This window comes from Haematospirillum sp. 15-248, from assembly GCF_012102665.1.
GTDB lineage: Bacteria > Pseudomonadota > Alphaproteobacteria > Rhodospirillales > Rhodospirillaceae > Haematospirillum.
The window spans coordinates 69990-87451 of record NZ_JAAVTF010000006.1; the positions used below are offsets into that span (position 1 = coordinate 69990).

The following is a 17462-nucleotide window of genomic DNA, read 5'->3' on the forward strand; positions in this document are numbered from 1 at the left end:
GATGCGTCTTGTAACAGGTACGCCGCGTGCTCTGCGCAGCCTTGTTCCAAGAGGGCTTCTGGGTCGTTTTCTGCTGATTCTTGCCGTTCCTCTTGTTGTGTTGCAGGCTGTAACGGCGCAGGTCTTTTTTGACCGTCACTGGGATACGGTCTTGCGGCGGCTGGCATTGGGTATTGCCGGCGACGTTGCCGTTATCGTCGAGCTTCTCGCCCGTTTTCCGGATGAGGGACAGCAGGGCTGGATTCTTGATTTGGCCCGTAGCCGGATGCACTTGGACAGCGTTTTTGCTCCCGGTGAAATTCTTCCGAACCTTCCGCCCCCCAGTGCGGGAGAGCAAGCAGCTGATGTTCTGGCTGCCAGCCTGCGCGAGAGCTTGCAACGCCCAGTCCTGATCGAGGCCAGTTTCTTTTCCGGAGATATCGTTATCGCCGTTCAGCTGTCCGATGGTGTGTTGCACGTAGTGGCACCACGCAAACGGCTTTTCACATCGACAACGTATATCTTTCTGCTCTGGATGGTTGGTACCTCTTTGATTCTTCTGGGTATTGCGATCCTCTTTACTTCCAATCAGGTGCGCTCCATCCGTCGTCTTGCAGCCAGTGCGGAAGGTTTTGGCAAGGGACGTGATCTTCCACCGATCAAACCGGAAGGAGCACGGGAAGTCCGGCAGGCTGGCATCGCCTTCAATCAGATGCGGGCCAGAATTCGCAGGCAAATCGATCAGCGTACAGAGATGTTGGCAGGCGTTTCCCATGATCTGCGTACGCCATTGACGCGGATGCGGCTTCAATTGGCGATGATGGGGGACAATGCGGAAACGTCTGATCTCAAGGATGATATTGCCGAAATGGAAAGGATGCTGGACGGATATCTGGATTTTGCCCGTGGAGAGGGGACAGAAACAGCCGTCGAGACCGACCTCTCGGACTTGGTTGACAGAATGGCCGGTCGGTTTCGTCGCCATGGGGTGAATATTGAACTTGTTGCTTTGCCCGATACACCCGTTCTTCTGACAGCAAGGGTCCAAGGGCTGGAGCGTGCACTGGGAAACCTGCTGTCTAATGCAGCCCGTTATGGGACACGTGTGCGTTTGGGGCTTGAAGTGGGGGAAGAGTGGATCAACCTGGTCGTTGAAGATGATGGCCCTAGTATACCACTTTCTGTCAGAGAGGATGTGTTCAAGCCTTTCTGGCGGGGGGACCCGTCACGCAACACCCAGACCGGCGGTGTCGGCTTGGGGTTGAGCATTGCGCGTGAGATGGCCCACGCCCACGGGGGTGAGGTTTTGCTGGATGACAGCACCCTCGGTGGACTGCGGGCCGTTATTCATCTTCCACGCTAAATCTATACCTTCTCTGGCAGGATCTCCTCTTCATGTAGCCCTTTCCATCAGGAACCATCTGTCTCAGGCGGGGCATACTCCCCCCATTTTTGAGTTTGCCAGTATTGGACTCTTCCAGCGTTGCAGGGCCTGTCGGATGTTTCGATGTTCTGTTGCAATCAGCTCGCGGATACGGGTTTCCAGCTTCTGTAGCGCGCGTGCTTCAATCTGGCGTATGCGTTCCCGTGACAGGCCATAGTCTTCGCCCAAGCTTTCAAGAGTGGCCGGATCATCCGTCAGTTTGCGACGTGTCAGGATATCCTTCTCGCGTTCGTTCAGTGTACCGAGCGCCGTGTGTACAAGGTGGTGCGAACGGTCACGTTCCTCGGTTGTCTGCAGCACAGACTCCTGATCTGGCCGTTCATCGACCAAAAGCTCGAGACGCTCTGTATCACTTTCGGCTCCTGCCATCGCGTTCAGCGATCCGTCCCGTCGGTTCAGGCGGGCATCCATAGCCAGCACATCATCTGCGCTGACATCCAGGGTGCGGGCAATCTCCTCGGCCTGTTCATCCCGGAGCGGTTTGTCTCCATAAATGCCAAGCTTGGCTTTCATTCGTCTCAGATTGTAGAAAAGCCGCTTTCTGGTCGAGGCCGTTCCGATTTTGACAAGAGACCAAGAGTTCAGGACGTACTCGTTGACGGCAGCCCGTATCCACCACACGGCGTAGGTGGAGAGGCGGAATCCCTTGTCCGGCTGAAACTTTTGTATGGCTCGTATCAGGCCAAGGTTACCTTCGGCAATAAGGTCTGCCATGGGCAATCCATAGCGTTTGTACTGCATGGCTACCTTGACGACCAGTCTCAGGTGGCTTGTAACCAGACGATGCAAGCTTTTCTGGTTGCCTGTCAGGGTAAAGTCACGTGCCAGTCCATGCTCTTCTTCCACAGAAAGAAGAGGGAACTTCCGTATTTCGGCCAAGTAGAGAGCCAGGCTTTCCTCTATCAGCAACGACGAGCGGGGGGGCGAGAGTGCCTGTGTTGTCATGATGATCATCTCCCTGCTGTGTGGCGATGCAATTATCCCTCATGACCGGGGCAGGATCATGGCGCCTGCCCCGGTACAAGACGGCATCAAGCGGCGCTGGGCAATGTTTTTGCTGCTGTCGCGATGGCAATATGCCTTGGTTTCGATGCCTCAGGGACCTCGCGAACCAGTGTGATGGTCAACAGCCCGTTTTCCAGATGGGCACCTGTAACCGTCATATGGTCTGCCAGCTGGAAGTGGCGCACAAAGCCGCGGAACGCTATACCGCGATGCAAATAGCGACGCTCACCTTGGTCCCCGTCATTCGGGGTGGCATCAGTATCACCGGCCAAGGGAGACCGATTGCCACGGACAACCAGCAGGTCATCGTGCACTTCAACGTCCAGGTCGTTCTCAGGGAAGCCGGCAACGGCCAGCGTGATAGCGTACGAATCTTCGCCTGTCTTTTCAATGTTGTATGGTGGCCAGCTTGTGGCCTGTTCTCCCGAATGCCGCAACGTGGCTTCCGCCAGACGCGCAAGACGGTCAAATCCTACGCCAGAGCGGAACAGGGGAGAAAAATCAAACGCATTCATGTCCATCCTCCTTCGAGCGATGTTACGCTGCCCGTCCTGTAGACCAAGCAGCACCGACTCCAGGTCCGATTCTTGCGATACGAACCCGGTAACTCATGAACGTGTGGTGGAGTGCGCAGGCTCCCTGCCCGTAACTGCAGAGCAGCATTGTCAGACCCGCATCGGCGCATCTTTGGCATATGGAAAGCCAAAAAATTGCCGCTTTTCATGTCCTTAATCCGTGATTTCCCATCAATGGACCAAGGCAGGAACTCCGACATGAACAAAGGTGCCATTATGGCCACCACACGTCGTACCACCCGTGCGGGTCAACCTTTTGAAAAGGAAGATTTTCCAGCCCGGGTTTCATCTGGCACCAAGCGCACAGCACCCGCTTTGCGGCGTGTCATGCTACAGTGCAGGCGCAAACCTGCGTTGTTTTGCAGCATTTGCGCGAACGAATTATGGGGGGTACACTGTTATGTGTCAAGGGGAGCGCATCTCTCTACGGGAATAGTATTATAGCCTTTTTACAAAGCATTGAAGTATGTAGAGGAGGTTATTGATGAGCGGTGATGACAAAGGAGTAGAGGTCTGGGATTTGCCGGTAAGGCTTTTTCACTGGTCTCTGGTCACATGTGTTCTGATACTGTTCTTGACGGGCGAGATTGGCGGCCTTGATTTCAGCATGCCATTTACAGGGATGCTGGTTGGAAATATGGATTTGCACATGACCTTGGGAAGTATTGTGCTGGCCTTGCTGATTTTCAGGGTGTTGTGGGGTGTTGTGGGGTCATCAACGGCTCGTTTCATTCACTTTGTGCGTGGCCCATCTGACGTTCTCGATTACCTGCGTGCACTCCTTCGTGGTGAATTGCCGCGGCATGTTGGCCATAATCCCGCCGGTGCCCTTATGGTTTTGGCTCTGTTGGGTGTGCTCTTCCTGCAGGTTGGAACAGGGCTTTTTTCCAATGATGATATATTCTCCGAAGGTCCCTTGGCGCATCTGGTTGGCAAGGACGTCAGCGATTTGATGACGGAGCTTCACGAGGCTTCGTTCGGTCTTTTGCTGTTGTGCGTGTCGCTACACATCAGTGCAGCGCTGTATTACCGGATACGGGGGGAAGATCTGGTAACGCCGATGATAACGGGCCGGAAACATTCTGCTGATATCCCTGCCGATTCCCCGCTGCCAGCTTTTGTCGGGCCGGTTTGGGCAGCAGCTCTTTTTGCTTTTTCGTGTTTCATTGTATGGGGTGTCATTCTGAAGTTGTGATGTGAGCCAAGGCAGGTCTGTGCATGTGTTGTATCACGTGGGAAGGAGCAGTTGCTTCCCACGTGACCGTAAGGCGATCTACTTCTTGTTTCTGAACGTATCGTGACAGTTCTTGCAGCTCTTGCCGACATCCCCGACGGCGGCCTGCACAGCAGACATATCCCCGGATGCGGCGGCTGTTTCCAGTTTGGCTGTGCTGGTCAGCATCATTTGCATGGCTTCATCAAATTTTGCACTGTCAGACCAGATTGTGTCCTTGGCTGTCGTATCTCCGCCGCTGGTTTTTTCCTTGAAGGCGGCGCTGCTCATTTTAGCTGCTGCCGACAGGCCGCTTGCGTGTGTTGCTAAATGCTCTTTATGCGGAACTTGTTCCTTGATGATGGCCACGATTGAGTTCATGTGAGAACCTATGATCTCCATATTGTTCTCACGGTATTTGATGGTTTCTTTTTCGCCGGCCTGTGCGCAGATCGGAAGCGCCAGCAGGCAGGACGTGACCAAGGCCATGGATTTGATCGCATGCATGAGATGATTCCTTCGTATGATGTTGTCCAGGAATGTGAATAACGAAACTTTACTGACAAATATGGCGGAATTTTACTAATATTTATTGTAAAGTATCGAAAAAAAATCGTCCATAAAGATGTTCTGTTATGTTAATTGTTTTGATGGACATGATTTGTTGTCATGTTTCTTGATAGATTGAAAGTATTCTGAACATAATCCGTGCGTCGAACATTTGATTTGATGTCTAACAATCGGGAATCCTGACATGTCTTTATTGCAGTCATCCTTACATGCTCTGTGTGTTTTTTGTGGATCCTCTTTCGGTTCCAGCCCACGCTATGCTGATGCCGCAAGTCGTTTGGGAACTCTTCTTGGGGAGAACGGAATTCGCCTGGTTTATGGCGGTGGTGCCGTTGGCTTGATGGGAACTGTCGCCAAGGCATGTCTGGAGGCCGGTGGGAAGGTGACCGGTATTATTCCGCAGCATCTTGCCAGTGCCGAGGTGGCAATGGAAGGTCTGACCGAATTGATTGTTGTACCGGACATGCACACACGCAAGCGCATGATGTTCGAGCGTTCCGATGCCTTTGCTGTTCTTCCCGGTGGTTTCGGGACCATGGACGAGACATTCGAGATCCTGACGTGGAAGCAGCTCAAGCTCCATGATCGCCCGGTTGTTATTGCGGATATCGGGGGGTACTGGACTCCGTTCCTGCGGTTCAATGAATCCATGGCGGCCGAGGGATTCGTGCGGCCCGAGGGCCTTGAGCTGTATTCGGTTGTCAGCGACGTTGATGATGTTCTGCCGGCGGCACGTAATAATCTTGATCTGGCCAGCCGTGTGCATGAAAGGGTCGGGTTGTTTTGATGTCGCGTGTCTTCTTTGTTTTTCAAGTCAGTAGATAATATGGGTTCGGCTCTTGCGTGACAGGTGCTGTTGCGCTTAAGGTTCGTGCATCCGTCTGATTTCCTCAGGTGGGCCGGACCGGGCCGATCCCTCCATCCCGGGCGTGTGGTCATCCTCAAACCGTAAAAGGGTCCGAACATGAGCAAGATCAAGGTCGCCAAGCCGATCGTCGAACTCGACGGCGACGAGATGACCCGCATCATATGGAAGTTTATCAAGGACAAGCTGATCCTTCCGTATCTGGATATTGACCTGAAGTATTATGACCTCAGCATCCAGAAGCGTGATGAGACTGCTGATCAGATTACGGTTGATTCTGCGAATGCGATCAAGCAGTACGGGGTTGGTGTCAAGTGTGCGACCATCACGCCGGATGAGCAGCGGGTTCAGGAATTCAGCCTGAAGAAGATGTGGAAATCCCCGAACGGGACAATCCGCAATATTCTGGATGGAACCGTATTCCGCGAGCCGATTATCTGCCGTAACGTTCCCCGTTATGTCCCCGGCTGGACCAAGCCAATCGTCATTGGTCGCCATGCTTTTGGTGACCAATATCGCGCCACCGATTTCAGGGTTCCGGGCAAGGGCACCCTGACCATGACGTTTACGCCGGATGGTGGTGGTGAGCCTGTCCAGTATGAGGTTTTCAAGTTCCCCGAGGCCGGGGTAGCCATGGGCATGTATAATCTGGATGAATCTGTGCGTGGCTTCGCCCGGTCCTGTTTTAACTATGGACTGATGCGGAGCTGGCCGGTTTATCTGTCCACCAAGAATACTATTCTCAAGGCGTATGACGGGCGCTTCAAGGATCTCTTCCAGGAGGTTTTCGATCGTGAGTTTGCCTCTGAGTTCAAGGCGCGGGGCATAACGTACGAGCATCGTTTGATCGATGACATGGTTGCCTGCGCCATGAAGTGGTCCGGTGGTTTTGTTTGGGCCTGCAAGAATTACGATGGTGATGTGCAGTCTGATACTGTGGCTCAGGGTTTCGGGTCGCTTGGCTTAATGACGTCCGTTCTTCTTAGCCCCGATGGTAAAACAATCGAAGCCGAGGCCGCCCACGGCACTGTGACGCGTCACTATCGTCTGCATCAGCAGGGGAAAGAAACGTCGACAAATCCCATAGCCTCGATTTTTGCATGGACTCGTGGCCTGAAATTCCGTGGTGAGTTTGACAATACGCCACAGGTGATCAAATTTGCGGAAGCTCTTGAGACCGTGTGTGTGGAGGCGGTTGAGGATGGAAAGATGACCAAGGACTTGGCCATCCTGATCGGTCCGAATCAGCCATGGATGACGACAACCCAATTTCTGGAAGAACTGGACGGTCGTTTGCGTCGCAAGATGGGAAGCTGACCAGGGCGGCCTGATGGTCTGTTCGCTTGGGTTCACTACGGAGCATGTTTCATGTCTATTCCGCAGGTTCTTTACCGTGCCCATGCCAAGGCGACGGGCGGTCGCAATGGTCATGCCTCGATCCCGGAAGCTGGTCTTGAGCTTAAGCTGACCAGTCCCAAGGAGCTGAATGGCCCCGGTGGCGAGGGAGCAAACCCCGAACAGCTGTTTGCCGCCGGGTATAGCGCCTGTTTTCTTGGGGCCATGAAGTTTGTTTCGAACCGCGACGGCATAGCGATGCCAGCAGATGCCAGTATAGAGGGGGCTGTTGGCATCGGTCCGATTCCGGACGGCTTTGGGATAGAAGTCGAGCTGAAAATTTCCTTGCCGGGTATGGGTCGTGCAGCGGCGCAGGGCTTGATCGACAAGGCTCACAAGGTTTGCCCGTATTCCAATGCCACCCGTGGGAATATTGATGTTCGGTTGACCCTTGCCTAGTGCCTCAGGAGTCCTGATGGTGCCGGTGCTTTGGATCAGCGGGAGGCGAGTTGCCCGGTTGTATTCTGCGCGGGTTTCTTTCTGCTTTCCATGGGCAGTGATGTTAGCTGGTTGATCATGGCCCGGACGGATCGTATTTGGATACCGTCGCGGTTCAAGTAGTCTTGGTTGGTGTAGCCCCACCAGTCCCAGCATCCTGCCGGGTTATAGAGAGGGGCTGCGCTGACTTGGGGGTACAGCACAACAATCCGGTTGCTGGCTGCCCACTGATTGTAGCCTGTTTCTGTGAAAAAGCGATTTCCTATAAAAAACTGGTTCTGCTGGCATCCGTGGAAAGCCACGTGCAGCCGGCAGGTTTCCCCTGCTGTGCAGTCATCAGGAATAAAGACATGGCCGGTTTCGTGCATGCCATCCCGCGTTGGTGTATTGGGGACAAACGGGCGTTGCGAGAAAGCAAATAATGTCCCCCGATCTTTGTCGGCAGGCTGTAGCGTCTCGTCCATCAGAAAGGATAGAGCCCGGCCTGCACCATCCATATGACAGTCGTTGATATAAGGCAGGCGTGTCACCGGGCACGGGACAGAGCCTTGCAAGCTTAACATTCCGTGGCCGGCGTTCACATCAAAGAGCGTTTCTATCTGAGAAGCAGGCATCAGTTTTCCGTACCAGTTTCCCAGTGCCTGCATAACAGCTTGGGGAATCAGGGTGTCATTGATTCCTGAGAACAGGAAAACACGATGATTTCTGATGTTTGACAGCGCATCAATTTTGTTCTGCTCTTCAAGTTTTTGTGCCCCGTTCATCAAGGCCAGCGTATCGGGAGGCCCCATAAAGCTGCTGATAGGATTCCACGGCATGCCAACAACATTTTGGCAATGAGCCGCGGCTTCTGTCAGTGTCGCCATCGTGCCGTCGCCACGGGCACACCCGAAAGGCCCTCCACCAAAAACAGCGGCCCCCTTGATCGATGCCGAGTGTGCTACCTGCATCTGCACAGCCATAAATGCGCCGGAACTCAGGCCGGAAACGGTGACGCTGTCGGCCTCAAGTCCCAGTGCAGGAAGATTGATGGAGGGGGGGGCGCTGCCTGCCCAAGATCCGGAATATGCAGCGGTAATGCCAATCCATGCCATAACAGCAGGCCATAGGCTTTGTCCCCGTTTCATGTGCTCACCCCCATCAGGCACAGTGATGCCATTATGATAACAGGGGTTGATGCTTATGGGGAGTCGTCCCCATATAGGTGTGTTTGTTTACACGGGCGCCACGTCCAAGCCGATATCAAGTTGGCGTACGCTGTGCGTAAGGAAGCCAAGAGATATGACATCTACGCCCGTGGCGGCAACGTCTGCAATGGTATTGGGGGTTATACCGCCGCTGGCCTCTACAACAAGGCGGCGGTTTACCATGGCTACTGCCCGGCCCAGGGTATCTGCTGTCATGTTGTCAAGCAAGACGACGTCAACAGACAGTGAAGGTGGAAGAGACAGGATGTGGTCCAGCTGATCCAGGGTATCGACCTCGATTTCTATTTTCACCATATGACCGACATGCTTGCGGACACGCCGGATGGCTTCATCGACAGAGCCGGCCACTGCAATGTGATTGTCCTTGATCATGACGGCGTCATCGAGGCCAAAGCGGTGATTAATTCCACCACCGGTCCGGACGGCACATTTCTCCAGAATACGAAGCCCTGGTGTTGTTTTGCGGGTATCGGCAATCTGTGCCCTGTGCGGTTGGGCTTTCTGGACACAGAGCCGTGTTACCGTGGCAATGGACGAAAGGCGGGCCAGAAGGTTAAGGGCGACCCTCTCGCCAGTCAGGATGGAGCGCGCTGAGCCTGTAACCGCAGCAACAACCGTTCCGGCTTCAACGTCATCCCCGTCTTTTGCCAGGCTTTGGAAGGTCAAGGATGGGTCCACCAGCATCATGGTCCGTTCTGCTGCAGCAAGACCGCACAGGCGCCCTCCTTCACGGAACCGGAATTCAGCCTGCATGGTCAGATGTGGTGGCGCAATGGCATCGGTGGTGATGTCACCGGCCCGTCCCATGTCTTCGCGCAGGGCTTGTTGAAGGATTGGGTCAAGCAGAAGGGGGTGGGGTGTGCTCATGGCAAGAAAGGCTCCGGCACAGCATGAGGCAAGGCAGGAGGCATGGCCCCTGTGCCATGGTGCGTTAGTGTAGCGGGTGTCAGGATTTGCTTGTGACGGTGTGCGAGGGCAGGGTCACAATGGGGGAAATCTGTGCGCATATGTGCGCCCCGGCTTTCCTTGCGTTCCAGTGCCGCAGTACAGACAAGGCGGGCTGTCATCAGAAGGGAATGTGTTTCCAGTGCCGCCCTTGGGTGCATCCCGTTTGGGGCTTTTGCTGTTCGTTCATCCAGGAAGGCAAGCATGCGTCCCATTCCTTCCGCGTTGCGACTGATCCCCAGTGCCTGACCAGCCAGAAGGCGCAAGGTTCCAAGGCCGCCAGGATCGGGCAGGGTGTTGAAAGGTGGCTTGTCCCTCTGCTCCACTTTGTATTTTTTACCAACAGAAGGTGTGGATTGAATATCTGTAGCTGCCCTTTGTCCAAAAACCAGAGCCTCGGGCAGGGAGTTCGAAGCCAGGCGATTGGCACCGTGGATGCCCGTACACGCAACCTCTCCGACAGCCCAAAGCCCTTGGCAGCTGGTTCGTCCGTGACTGTCTGTTACGATACCCCCCATGGCGTAGTGCGCGGCGGGTTCTACGGGAATTGGTGTTCGTCTGGGGTCCAGCCCATGTGACTGACAGATTTCAATCACCTGAGGAAACGTGTTGCCATCTTTCTTGGACAGGGCAGGGCGTAAATCCAGAAAGACAGTTTGTCCGCGCAGGCGTTCGGCTTCTATGGCGTGGGCAACGATGTCGCGCGGGGCTAGTTCATCGACAAAGCGGTGTCCGTGTTCGTTCAGCAAAATGGCGCCAGCCCCGCGCAGTGCCTCTGTCAGCAGGGGAAGGCGGGAGAAGCCGTGTATGGTACGGGACGGAACGGAAAGAGCTGTTGGATGGAACTGCATGAACTCCATGTCTGCGATCATGGCCCCGGCCTGAGCGGCTATTGCCAGACCATCACCCGTATTTTCCACCGGGTTGGTCGTGCCGGGCCATAGCTGCCCCCAGCCGCCCGTTGCCAGAACAACAGCCCGGGCCGGTTGATGGAACCATCCCATCGTGTCGCTGTACAGCCAGATACCATCCACGCGGCTGTCTGTTGATGTTAGCTGTGCAGCTATGGTTGATGTCAGGACCGCTATATGCTCTGCAAACTGCACCTGTTTGACCAGCCAGGATGCGAGACCAAGGCCAGACCGGTCGCCATTGATGTGAAGAATCCGATTGGTGGAATGGGCTGCTTCACGCCCCAGGCACAGCGAACCATCTTTCTTACGGTCGGCGGGCAGCCCCTTCTTCAGCGCCTCCAAGAAGTATGATGCACTTTCCCTTGCCAGCAGATGGGCCATGCTGGAATCTGTCAGGCCCGCCCCTGCGGCAATGGTATCGGCTGCATGCTCCCGTACATGATCGTCCGGAGACAGGACAGCCGCCATTCCCCCCTGTGCCCAAGGCGTTGAGCCTGAGATGATGGCATTGGTTTTCGTGACCAGAACAACCGGAAGGGGCGCCAAGGCCAAGGCTGTTGCCATGCCTGCGGCACCGCTTCCTACCACAACGACGGGCTGATTCATGTTACGAGCGCCCGACAGCCAGCATCCGTTCAACAGATACCCGGGCACGGCGTGCCAGTTCGACCGGGATATCAATGCGTGGCTCCAAGGTTTGCAGGCTGTTTGCAATAGACTCCAGGGTAATGCGCTTCATGTGCGGGCACATGTGGCAGGATCGGATAAAGTCTGTTTCAGGATGGGACTTCATCAGATTATCCCCCATCGAGCATTCTGTGATCAGAAGTACGCGACCGGGTTTTTCTCGTTCCAGGTAATCTGCCATCTGGGCGGTTGAACCGGCAAAGTCTGCGGCCTGGATCACGTCAGATGGGCATTCCGGGTGGGCAATTACAACCAGGTTATTGTTGTAGTCTTCGCGGATGCTGTGTATGTCCTCGGGACGATACTGTTCATGCACCTCGCAGGATCCATCAAAGGGGATAATACGGACATCGGTCTGGGTCTGAACCCATGCGGCCAGATAGCGATCAGGCAGAAACAGAACGCTGTCGCTGCCGGTTTCGCGGGCAATCGCCTCCACAATCCGTACGGCATTTCCTGATGTACAGCAGATGTCTGCTTCGGCTTTGACGGCAGCCGAGGTGTTGACATACACACACACAGGCACCCCGGGCCATTGTTGTCTCAAGGCCCTGATATCATCTGGTGTGATAGATTCAGCCAGTGAACACCCGGCGCGCATATCCGGGATCAGGACTGTGCGTGTCGGGTTCAGAAGCTTCGCTGTTTCTGCCATAAAGTGAACCCCGGCGACGACGATAACCTCGGCATCTACCTCAACGGCCTTCTGTGCCAAGGCCAGGGAGTCCCCTGTGATGTCGGCGACGCCGTGGAAAATTTCCGGGCGCATGTAATTATGGGCCAGAATAACGGCCTGACGCTCTGCTTTCAGGGCCTGAATGTGTTCGATAACCGGTGTTATGAGGGACCATTCCATTGGCGTCAGCATGGACTGCATGCGCATATAGAGAAGGTCAAGATCCGGTTTCCGGGGCATATTCATAGGAAAAACTCCCGATGATTCCTTGCCGCCTGTGGGAAGCGGGCAGAATCGTGCTCATCCTGAGTATAATTAATATGCTCTTCTAGAGTATATTATGGGGCGTTGCAAGGGGAATGTGAGACCGGAAACAAAGGCACAAATGGTTATGCCTGCTCTGTGCGATATATATCAATGCGTTAGGATTGTTCTCCGCGTACAACCGGGACGCCAATACCCAGCGTGCGGCGTTCCAGGATAGCGGCGCGGCGGAATCGAAACAATTCAGCCGGGCGACCACGTCCCTGGGTCTCCATTTTCCCTGTTGGTTCCACCAGATCCATGCTTGCGATGGTCCGTCGGAAATTCTGCTTGTGAACTGTGGTGCCAAACAAGGCTTCAACAACGCGCTGAAGCTGCAGCAGGGTAAAGGTATCCGGAACCAGGTCAAAAACAACCGGGCGCCATGCCAGCTTGCCCCGCAACCGGGTCAGTGCGCTGGCCAGCACGCGCCGGTGATCCATTTCCATGGGTTTGCCCAAGGCGGCTATCACGTTTCTTTTGGTGTCAGGCACAGGTGGGGCTTTTTTACCATTGGCCTGGGCCAAGGCATCGGCGTCACGCCGGGACTCATGGACCAAGCCGGCTTCGTAGAGAAGTTCGTAGCGATCCAGGGCCCTGACAGGATCGAATGTGCCTGGGGCTATCGTTCCAAAGGCAAGATCAATACGATCCAGGCGGTGTTTACGTACGGGAAAGGCTTGTTCCTCTGCCCATGAGCGCAGGCATGGCATAATGACACGATCAATCAGTTCCGGACGTCCTGCTCGCCAGTCCTCCCATGGCAGAAAGCTGTACCAGTCATGCCATGTTGCCTTGTTGTGTTTGTCGGTTCCTGTTTCGCGTGTCAGGGCCAGATATGCGATTGAAACCAGGCGCCCAGCTCCGTGTAATTCCTGTGGATCACGATTCCGACCGCCGAACGTATACAACTGCTCCACATATTGCAGGGCCAAGCCTGTTCGTGTTTCGACCCACTGCCGACACCCGTGATCAAGGCTGCGATGGCTGGCCGGATCAAAGGGGCCGCAGGGCAGTGTTCCTGAAAAGGCAAGGTTTTTATGGCCAGTGACATCAGATTGCGAGTGTTGATCTCTGGCAAGCAGGATCCGTGGAACATCGTCGGTCACTGCGGCGATGACCGCCATCAGGGACAGTGATACCGAAGGTGTATTGGACACAGGAAGCAGGCTCCACTCAGATCATGAAAGATGTGATCGCTCCAGGCACCGGACGCCCGGACCATCCTATGCAAACCATCGGTTCTGGCAAGGGGAATGCTTGATCATACACCACAGGGCTTGTCCACGAGAACTCTTCTGCCATAATCGCAACCGGGCGGATGGGGATTGCCGGGGGGAACGGATCAATGCTTGATATGCCAACGTTATGGGTGTCGATGGTGGCGATATCCACCCTGATGGCTGTAACGACCGGCATGATGGCCTTTGCGCCAGGATGGCGTTCTATTATGGCACCTTTATGCCTTTCCCAGATACTCAAGGCATTGGGCAGTTTTCTGCTTGCCCTGCGTGGATCTGCTGGGGACTGGTTGTCTGTCATTGTCGCCAATATCTTTTTGTTGGTGGTTATCGCGCTGTCTCTTGTCGTGGTCGATCGTCTCAGTGGTGTGCGCCGTTCACCTCGGGTTACATGGGCGTCGGTACTGGGTGTGGTTGTTTTCGCCTGCCTGATTACTTGGTTCACGATTGTAGATCCCAGCTTGCCGGTACGTATGGTTCTTATGGGAATCTTTGCTGCTTTTTTCTGTTGGGTTGCAGCATGGAGGATGTTTTCATCCGTCGAAGGTGAAGCGGGCACGGTTGGTGCCATTATTCTTTTCTTCTTGGGTGTGGCCATGGGCAGCCGCGGGATGTATGGAGTTTCCCTGCCGCCTGGTATTGATTTTCTACAGCTTGGGAACGTCAATTCCGTAACCATTCTTGTCGCGGAAATGCTGCAGTATGCTGCAATTGTTGCCTTCAGCTGGGTTATGACCAGCCGCTGGCAGGCGACTGCCGTGGCGGCGGCCCGTGCGGGGGCAAAGGCAGAGCGTGCGCGCGAAGAGGCGGACGTCCGTTTCCAGGCTGTTTTCCGCCAAGCTGCTGTTGGTATTGCCCTGATGGATCTTGATGGTCGCATTATTGTAGCCAACGATGCGTTTGTCCGCCTGTTTGGGTATGACGCCTCTGATCCTGTTGTGGGTCTTTCATGCCATGATTTTTCTGTCTCCGAAGATATACAGGCCGAGCGGGATGTCATTGCCTCCATGCTCAGGGGCGAATGTACAGTCAGCCATGTTGAGAAACGCGGCCTGCATCGTTCCGGCCAGGTTATCTGGGTTGACCGTATGTTGGCCATGGTATGTCGTGCGGGTGGCGATCCGGTCAGTCTTGTTATGTCTGTTGTTGATGTGACGGAGCGACGTCATGCTCAGGCTGCCTTGGTCGAGGAACGTGCTGCTCTGCGCTGTAGTAACAAGGATCTGGAACAGATTATAGCCCTTGTATCCAGCCATATCAGAGGCCCGGCTCGCTCCATATCCGGCTATCTTGGTCTGTTGGAGCGCCGTATAGAATCGCTTCTGGGTGAGGGAGAGCGTGAGTATCTGCGTTTGGCATCGGAGGGGGCATTATGTATAGACCGGTCCCTTGAGGGCCTTCTGGACTACATATCCCTGACACGTGTTCAGGCGCACACGGATCAGGTCTCTGTCATGGATGTTATCAACGATGTCTTTGATGCTCTCCGGGGGCAGATTGAAGCTGTCGGCGCCTTGGTGCGGGTCATCGGTACGGACGCCGATGTGCGTTGTAACCGTGACATGTTGTGCCGGGTTTTTGGTAATCTTCTTGATAATGCATTGAAGTACAAGAAAGAAGGACACGCACCGGAGATGCGCTTTTCTGTATGCCGCACAGAACAGGGAGTGGAGGTATCGATTGCTGATAACGGCATTGGTATTCCGGATGATGTGCAGGTCAATCTTTTTGATTTTCAGCCGGGTTCCAGTTCCGTGACAGAATGCGGACGACGTGGCATTGGGCTGGCTGTCAGTCGCAAGATTGTCGAGAGTTTCGGCGGTAGCATCCGTGTTTCGTCAGCTATAGGACGAGGCTCGACGTTTGTTGTCTTCTTGCCATTGACGGTATGTGACGACAAGTCAAGGGCAGCGGCTGTTTACGAAGCCGTAGCGACAGCCTGACCGTTTTTTTGTGGTACCGGTCAGGCTGTCTTTTTCAATCAACCCAATCCTTGTTCCATCAGGCGAGCCATGCGTCCTGCAAAGGCGGCGGGGTCAATCGGCAGTTCCCCTTCAACAATCCGCGCCTGATCAAGCAAGAGGAACGCTGCATCTTCCAGTGCCGGGCTGGTTGTTTCTGCATTGGCCCGGGCGGCCAGGCTGCGGATCAGGGCATGTCCGGGATTGATTTCCAAAACCCGTGCAGCGGCTCCATCTGTTTTTTCACCCCTGTGCTGACGCATCAGCCGTTCCAGGTGAATGGACATTTGGCCTTCGTCCGAAACAAGGCAACACACAGATGTTGTCAGACGTGACGATGGACGAACATCCTTGACCTTGTCGCCCAGCGTTCCTTTCAGCAAGGCAACCAGGCGGTCCATCTGGTCGGTTGGCGGCACGTTCTTTTCTTCGTCAGGCTTGCTGTCCTCGCACGCGATCGCGTCCAGGTCGGCTGTGCCGCTGCTGACGGAACGGAACGGTTTGTCACGGAATGACGGCACCATGCCGGTCCAGAATTCATCAATAGGGTCAGAGAGAAGAAGAACTTCGATCCCGCGTGCAAGATAACCTTCCAGCTGAGGGCTTTTGCGCAGAGCTTCTGCGGAATCACCCGTTATGAAGTAGATGGCTTCCTGTCCATCTTTCATGCGTTCCAGGTATTGTGTCAGGCTGACGGGTGTATCACTGGCTGTGGAATGGAAGCATGCCAGTTCCAGAATATCATTACGCCGCTCAAAGTCTTCGTACAGGCCTTCCTTGAGGACAGGGCCAAATGTTTTCCAGAAAGTAAGCCAGCCGTCTGTGTCGTTGGCCTTCTTGCCCAGATCGGCAAGGAGTCGTTTGACCAGGCCGGTGCGTATTTTCGATACCATCGGGTTGTTTTGCAGCATTTCACGGCTGACGTTCAGCGGCAGGTCTGCACTGTCCACGACGCCGCGCACAAAACGCAACCAAGCAGGCAAAAGCTCTTCGCAACTGTCGGAAATCAGGACGCGGTTGGCATAGAGCTTCACATGCTGGCGACGGGATGGTTCGAACAAGTCCAAGGGTTTTTCGGACGGCACAAACAGGAGGGCCGTGTATTCCAAGGTTCCTTCAGCACGGTAATGCGTTGTCATCCATGGTGTGTCAAAGGCATGAGCAACGTGTTGGTAGAAGTCCTTGTACTGATCCTCTGTGATGTCATTGCGGTTCAGTGTCCAGAGAGCCGAGGCGGTGTTCAGTGTTTCATCATCGCTTTTGCCATCATTGCCGCCCACCAGAATGACTGGCAGCCCGATGTGCTCGGAATAGGACTTTACAACCTTGCGCAGGGTCCATCCTTCCAGGAACTCCTTTGCCTCTTCTTTGAGGTGCAGAGTAATGACGGTGCCACGTGTGGCACCGGGGGCTTCTGTCACCGTGAAGCTGCCGCGCCCGTCACTGGACCATTTCCATCCCTGTTCTGAGCCGGCCTTGCACGATACAACTTCAACCCGGTCGGCGACCATGAAGGCCGAGTAGAAGCCAACGCCGAACTGGCCGATCTGGGTAATATCCTTGCGGGCGTCGCCGGACAGTGACTTCAGAAATTCGCTGGTGCCGGAACGGGCGATGGTTCCCAGATTGGTGACAAGTTCATCACGGCTCATGCCGATGCCATTATCAGTAATGACCAAGGTTCCCGCATCACGATCGGTTTGTAACCGTACAGCGAGGGTACTGTTTTCAGCAATCAGCTCAGGCTTGGTCAGGGCCTCATAACGCAGTTTGTCGCAGGCATCCGAGGCATTTGATATCAGCTCTCTCAGGAAGATGTCCCGCTGCGAGTAAAGAGAGTTTACCACTATATCAAGCAGGTTGTTGACCTCGGCCTGGAAGGTCATCTTCTCTTCGGTGATCGTCATGGTTTTCCTCTGGTCATCATAATTGTTTCGGTTGCAGGATGCAGTGCATCCGTGTTTCTTCCACAGCTAGGGGCCCATATGGTGGAGATTGCCATATTTTGCAAGGGGCAAGAAATATCCTCCGGTGAAGCTTGCT

Annotated in this window: 16 protein-coding genes; 6 read left to right on the forward strand and 10 right to left on the reverse strand. The window is 54.7% G+C overall.

Annotated elements, in window-relative coordinates; all coding sequences use genetic code 11:
* Position 1: 1 nt before the first annotated feature.
* The gene (locus tag HEQ72_RS06990) at positions 2-1342 is read left to right on the forward strand and encodes an ATP-binding protein (RefSeq protein ID WP_168022948.1); all 1341 of its coding nucleotides are present in this window, start codon (positions 2-4) and stop codon (positions 1340-1342) included.
* 63 nt (positions 1343-1405) lie between these two features.
* On the opposite strand, the gene HEQ72_RS06995 is transcribed toward HEQ72_RS06990, so the two are convergent.
* Complete coding sequence (locus tag HEQ72_RS06995; RefSeq protein WP_168019344.1) at positions 1406-2368, reverse strand: RNA polymerase factor sigma-32; 963 nt, start codon at positions 2366-2368, stop codon at positions 1406-1408.
* A gap of 86 nt (positions 2369-2454) precedes the next feature.
* The gene (locus tag HEQ72_RS07000; RefSeq protein ID WP_168022949.1) at positions 2455-2943 is read right to left on the reverse strand and encodes an Hsp20 family protein; all 489 of its coding nucleotides are present in this window, start codon (positions 2941-2943) and stop codon (positions 2455-2457) included.
* Between the two features lie 544 nt (positions 2944-3487).
* Between HEQ72_RS07000 and HEQ72_RS07005 the strand changes: the two genes are divergently transcribed.
* Positions 3488-4198, forward strand: coding sequence for a cytochrome b/b6 domain-containing protein (locus HEQ72_RS07005; protein WP_168022950.1), 711 nt, complete (start codon positions 3488-3490; stop codon positions 4196-4198).
* Between the two features lie 78 nt (positions 4199-4276).
* Here the strand turns inward: HEQ72_RS07005 and HEQ72_RS07010 are convergent, their stop codons facing one another.
* Positions 4277-4723, reverse strand: coding sequence for a c-type cytochrome (locus HEQ72_RS07010; RefSeq protein ID WP_168019338.1), 447 nt, complete (start codon positions 4721-4723; stop codon positions 4277-4279).
* A gap of 247 nt (positions 4724-4970) precedes the next feature.
* Between HEQ72_RS07010 and HEQ72_RS07015 the strand changes: the two genes are divergently transcribed.
* From HEQ72_RS07015 to HEQ72_RS07025, 3 genes are all read left to right on the forward strand, one after another.
* The gene (locus tag HEQ72_RS07015) at positions 4971-5573 is read left to right on the forward strand and encodes a TIGR00730 family Rossman fold protein (RefSeq protein WP_168022951.1); all 603 of its coding nucleotides are present in this window, start codon (positions 4971-4973) and stop codon (positions 5571-5573) included.
* A gap of 177 nt (positions 5574-5750) precedes the next feature.
* On the forward strand, positions 5751-6968 hold the full coding sequence (locus tag HEQ72_RS07020; RefSeq protein ID WP_066132465.1) for an NADP-dependent isocitrate dehydrogenase: 1218 nt from the start codon (positions 5751-5753) through the stop codon (positions 6966-6968).
* Positions 6969-7019: 51 nt separating this feature from the next.
* Complete coding sequence (locus HEQ72_RS07025; protein WP_168022952.1) at positions 7020-7445, forward strand: organic hydroperoxide resistance protein; 426 nt, start codon at positions 7020-7022, stop codon at positions 7443-7445.
* Between the two features lie 35 nt (positions 7446-7480).
* On the opposite strand, the gene HEQ72_RS07030 is transcribed toward HEQ72_RS07025, so the two are convergent.
* The 6 genes from HEQ72_RS07030 to HEQ72_RS07055 form a co-directional block, all read right to left on the reverse strand.
* Positions 7481-8611, reverse strand: coding sequence for a hypothetical protein (locus tag HEQ72_RS07030; protein WP_168019332.1), 1131 nt, complete (start codon positions 8609-8611; stop codon positions 7481-7483).
* An 87-nt stretch (positions 8612-8698) separates the two neighbouring features.
* Entirely contained in the window at positions 8699-9559 is an 861-nt protein-coding gene (gene nadC / locus HEQ72_RS07035; RefSeq protein ID WP_168019331.1) for a carboxylating nicotinate-nucleotide diphosphorylase, read from the reverse strand.
* Positions 9556-11157 (reverse strand): L-aspartate oxidase, encoded by a 1602-nt coding sequence (locus tag HEQ72_RS07040; RefSeq protein ID WP_168019330.1) that lies wholly within the window; start codon positions 11155-11157, stop codon positions 9556-9558. The genes nadC and HEQ72_RS07040 overlap by 4 nt, the downstream gene beginning before the upstream one ends.
* 1 nt (position 11158) lies before the next feature.
* A complete protein-coding gene (gene nadA / locus HEQ72_RS07045) occupies positions 11159-12160 on the reverse strand; it encodes a quinolinate synthase NadA (protein WP_168019329.1) in 1002 nt (333 codons plus the stop codon).
* 176 nt (positions 12161-12336) lie between these two features.
* Entirely contained in the window at positions 12337-13377 is a 1041-nt protein-coding gene (locus HEQ72_RS07050) for an NrtR DNA-binding winged helix domain-containing protein (protein WP_322099496.1), read from the reverse strand.
* Between the two features lie 16 nt (positions 13378-13393).
* Positions 13394-13636: a hypothetical protein gene (locus HEQ72_RS07055; protein WP_168022953.1), complete on the reverse strand. Its 243-nt coding sequence runs from the start codon at positions 13634-13636 to the stop codon at positions 13394-13396.
* Positions 13637-13667: 31 nt separating this feature from the next.
* Between HEQ72_RS07055 and HEQ72_RS07060 the strand changes: the two genes are divergently transcribed.
* A complete protein-coding gene (locus tag HEQ72_RS07060; RefSeq protein ID WP_168019327.1) occupies positions 13668-15401 on the forward strand; it encodes an ATP-binding protein in 1734 nt (577 codons plus the stop codon).
* 38 nt (positions 15402-15439) lie between these two features.
* On the opposite strand, the gene htpG is transcribed toward HEQ72_RS07060, so the two are convergent.
* Positions 15440-17320, reverse strand: a complete 1881-nt coding sequence (gene htpG, locus HEQ72_RS07065) for a molecular chaperone HtpG (RefSeq protein WP_168022982.1) — start codon at positions 17318-17320, stop codon at positions 15440-15442.
* Positions 17321-17462 lie beyond the last annotated feature (142 nt).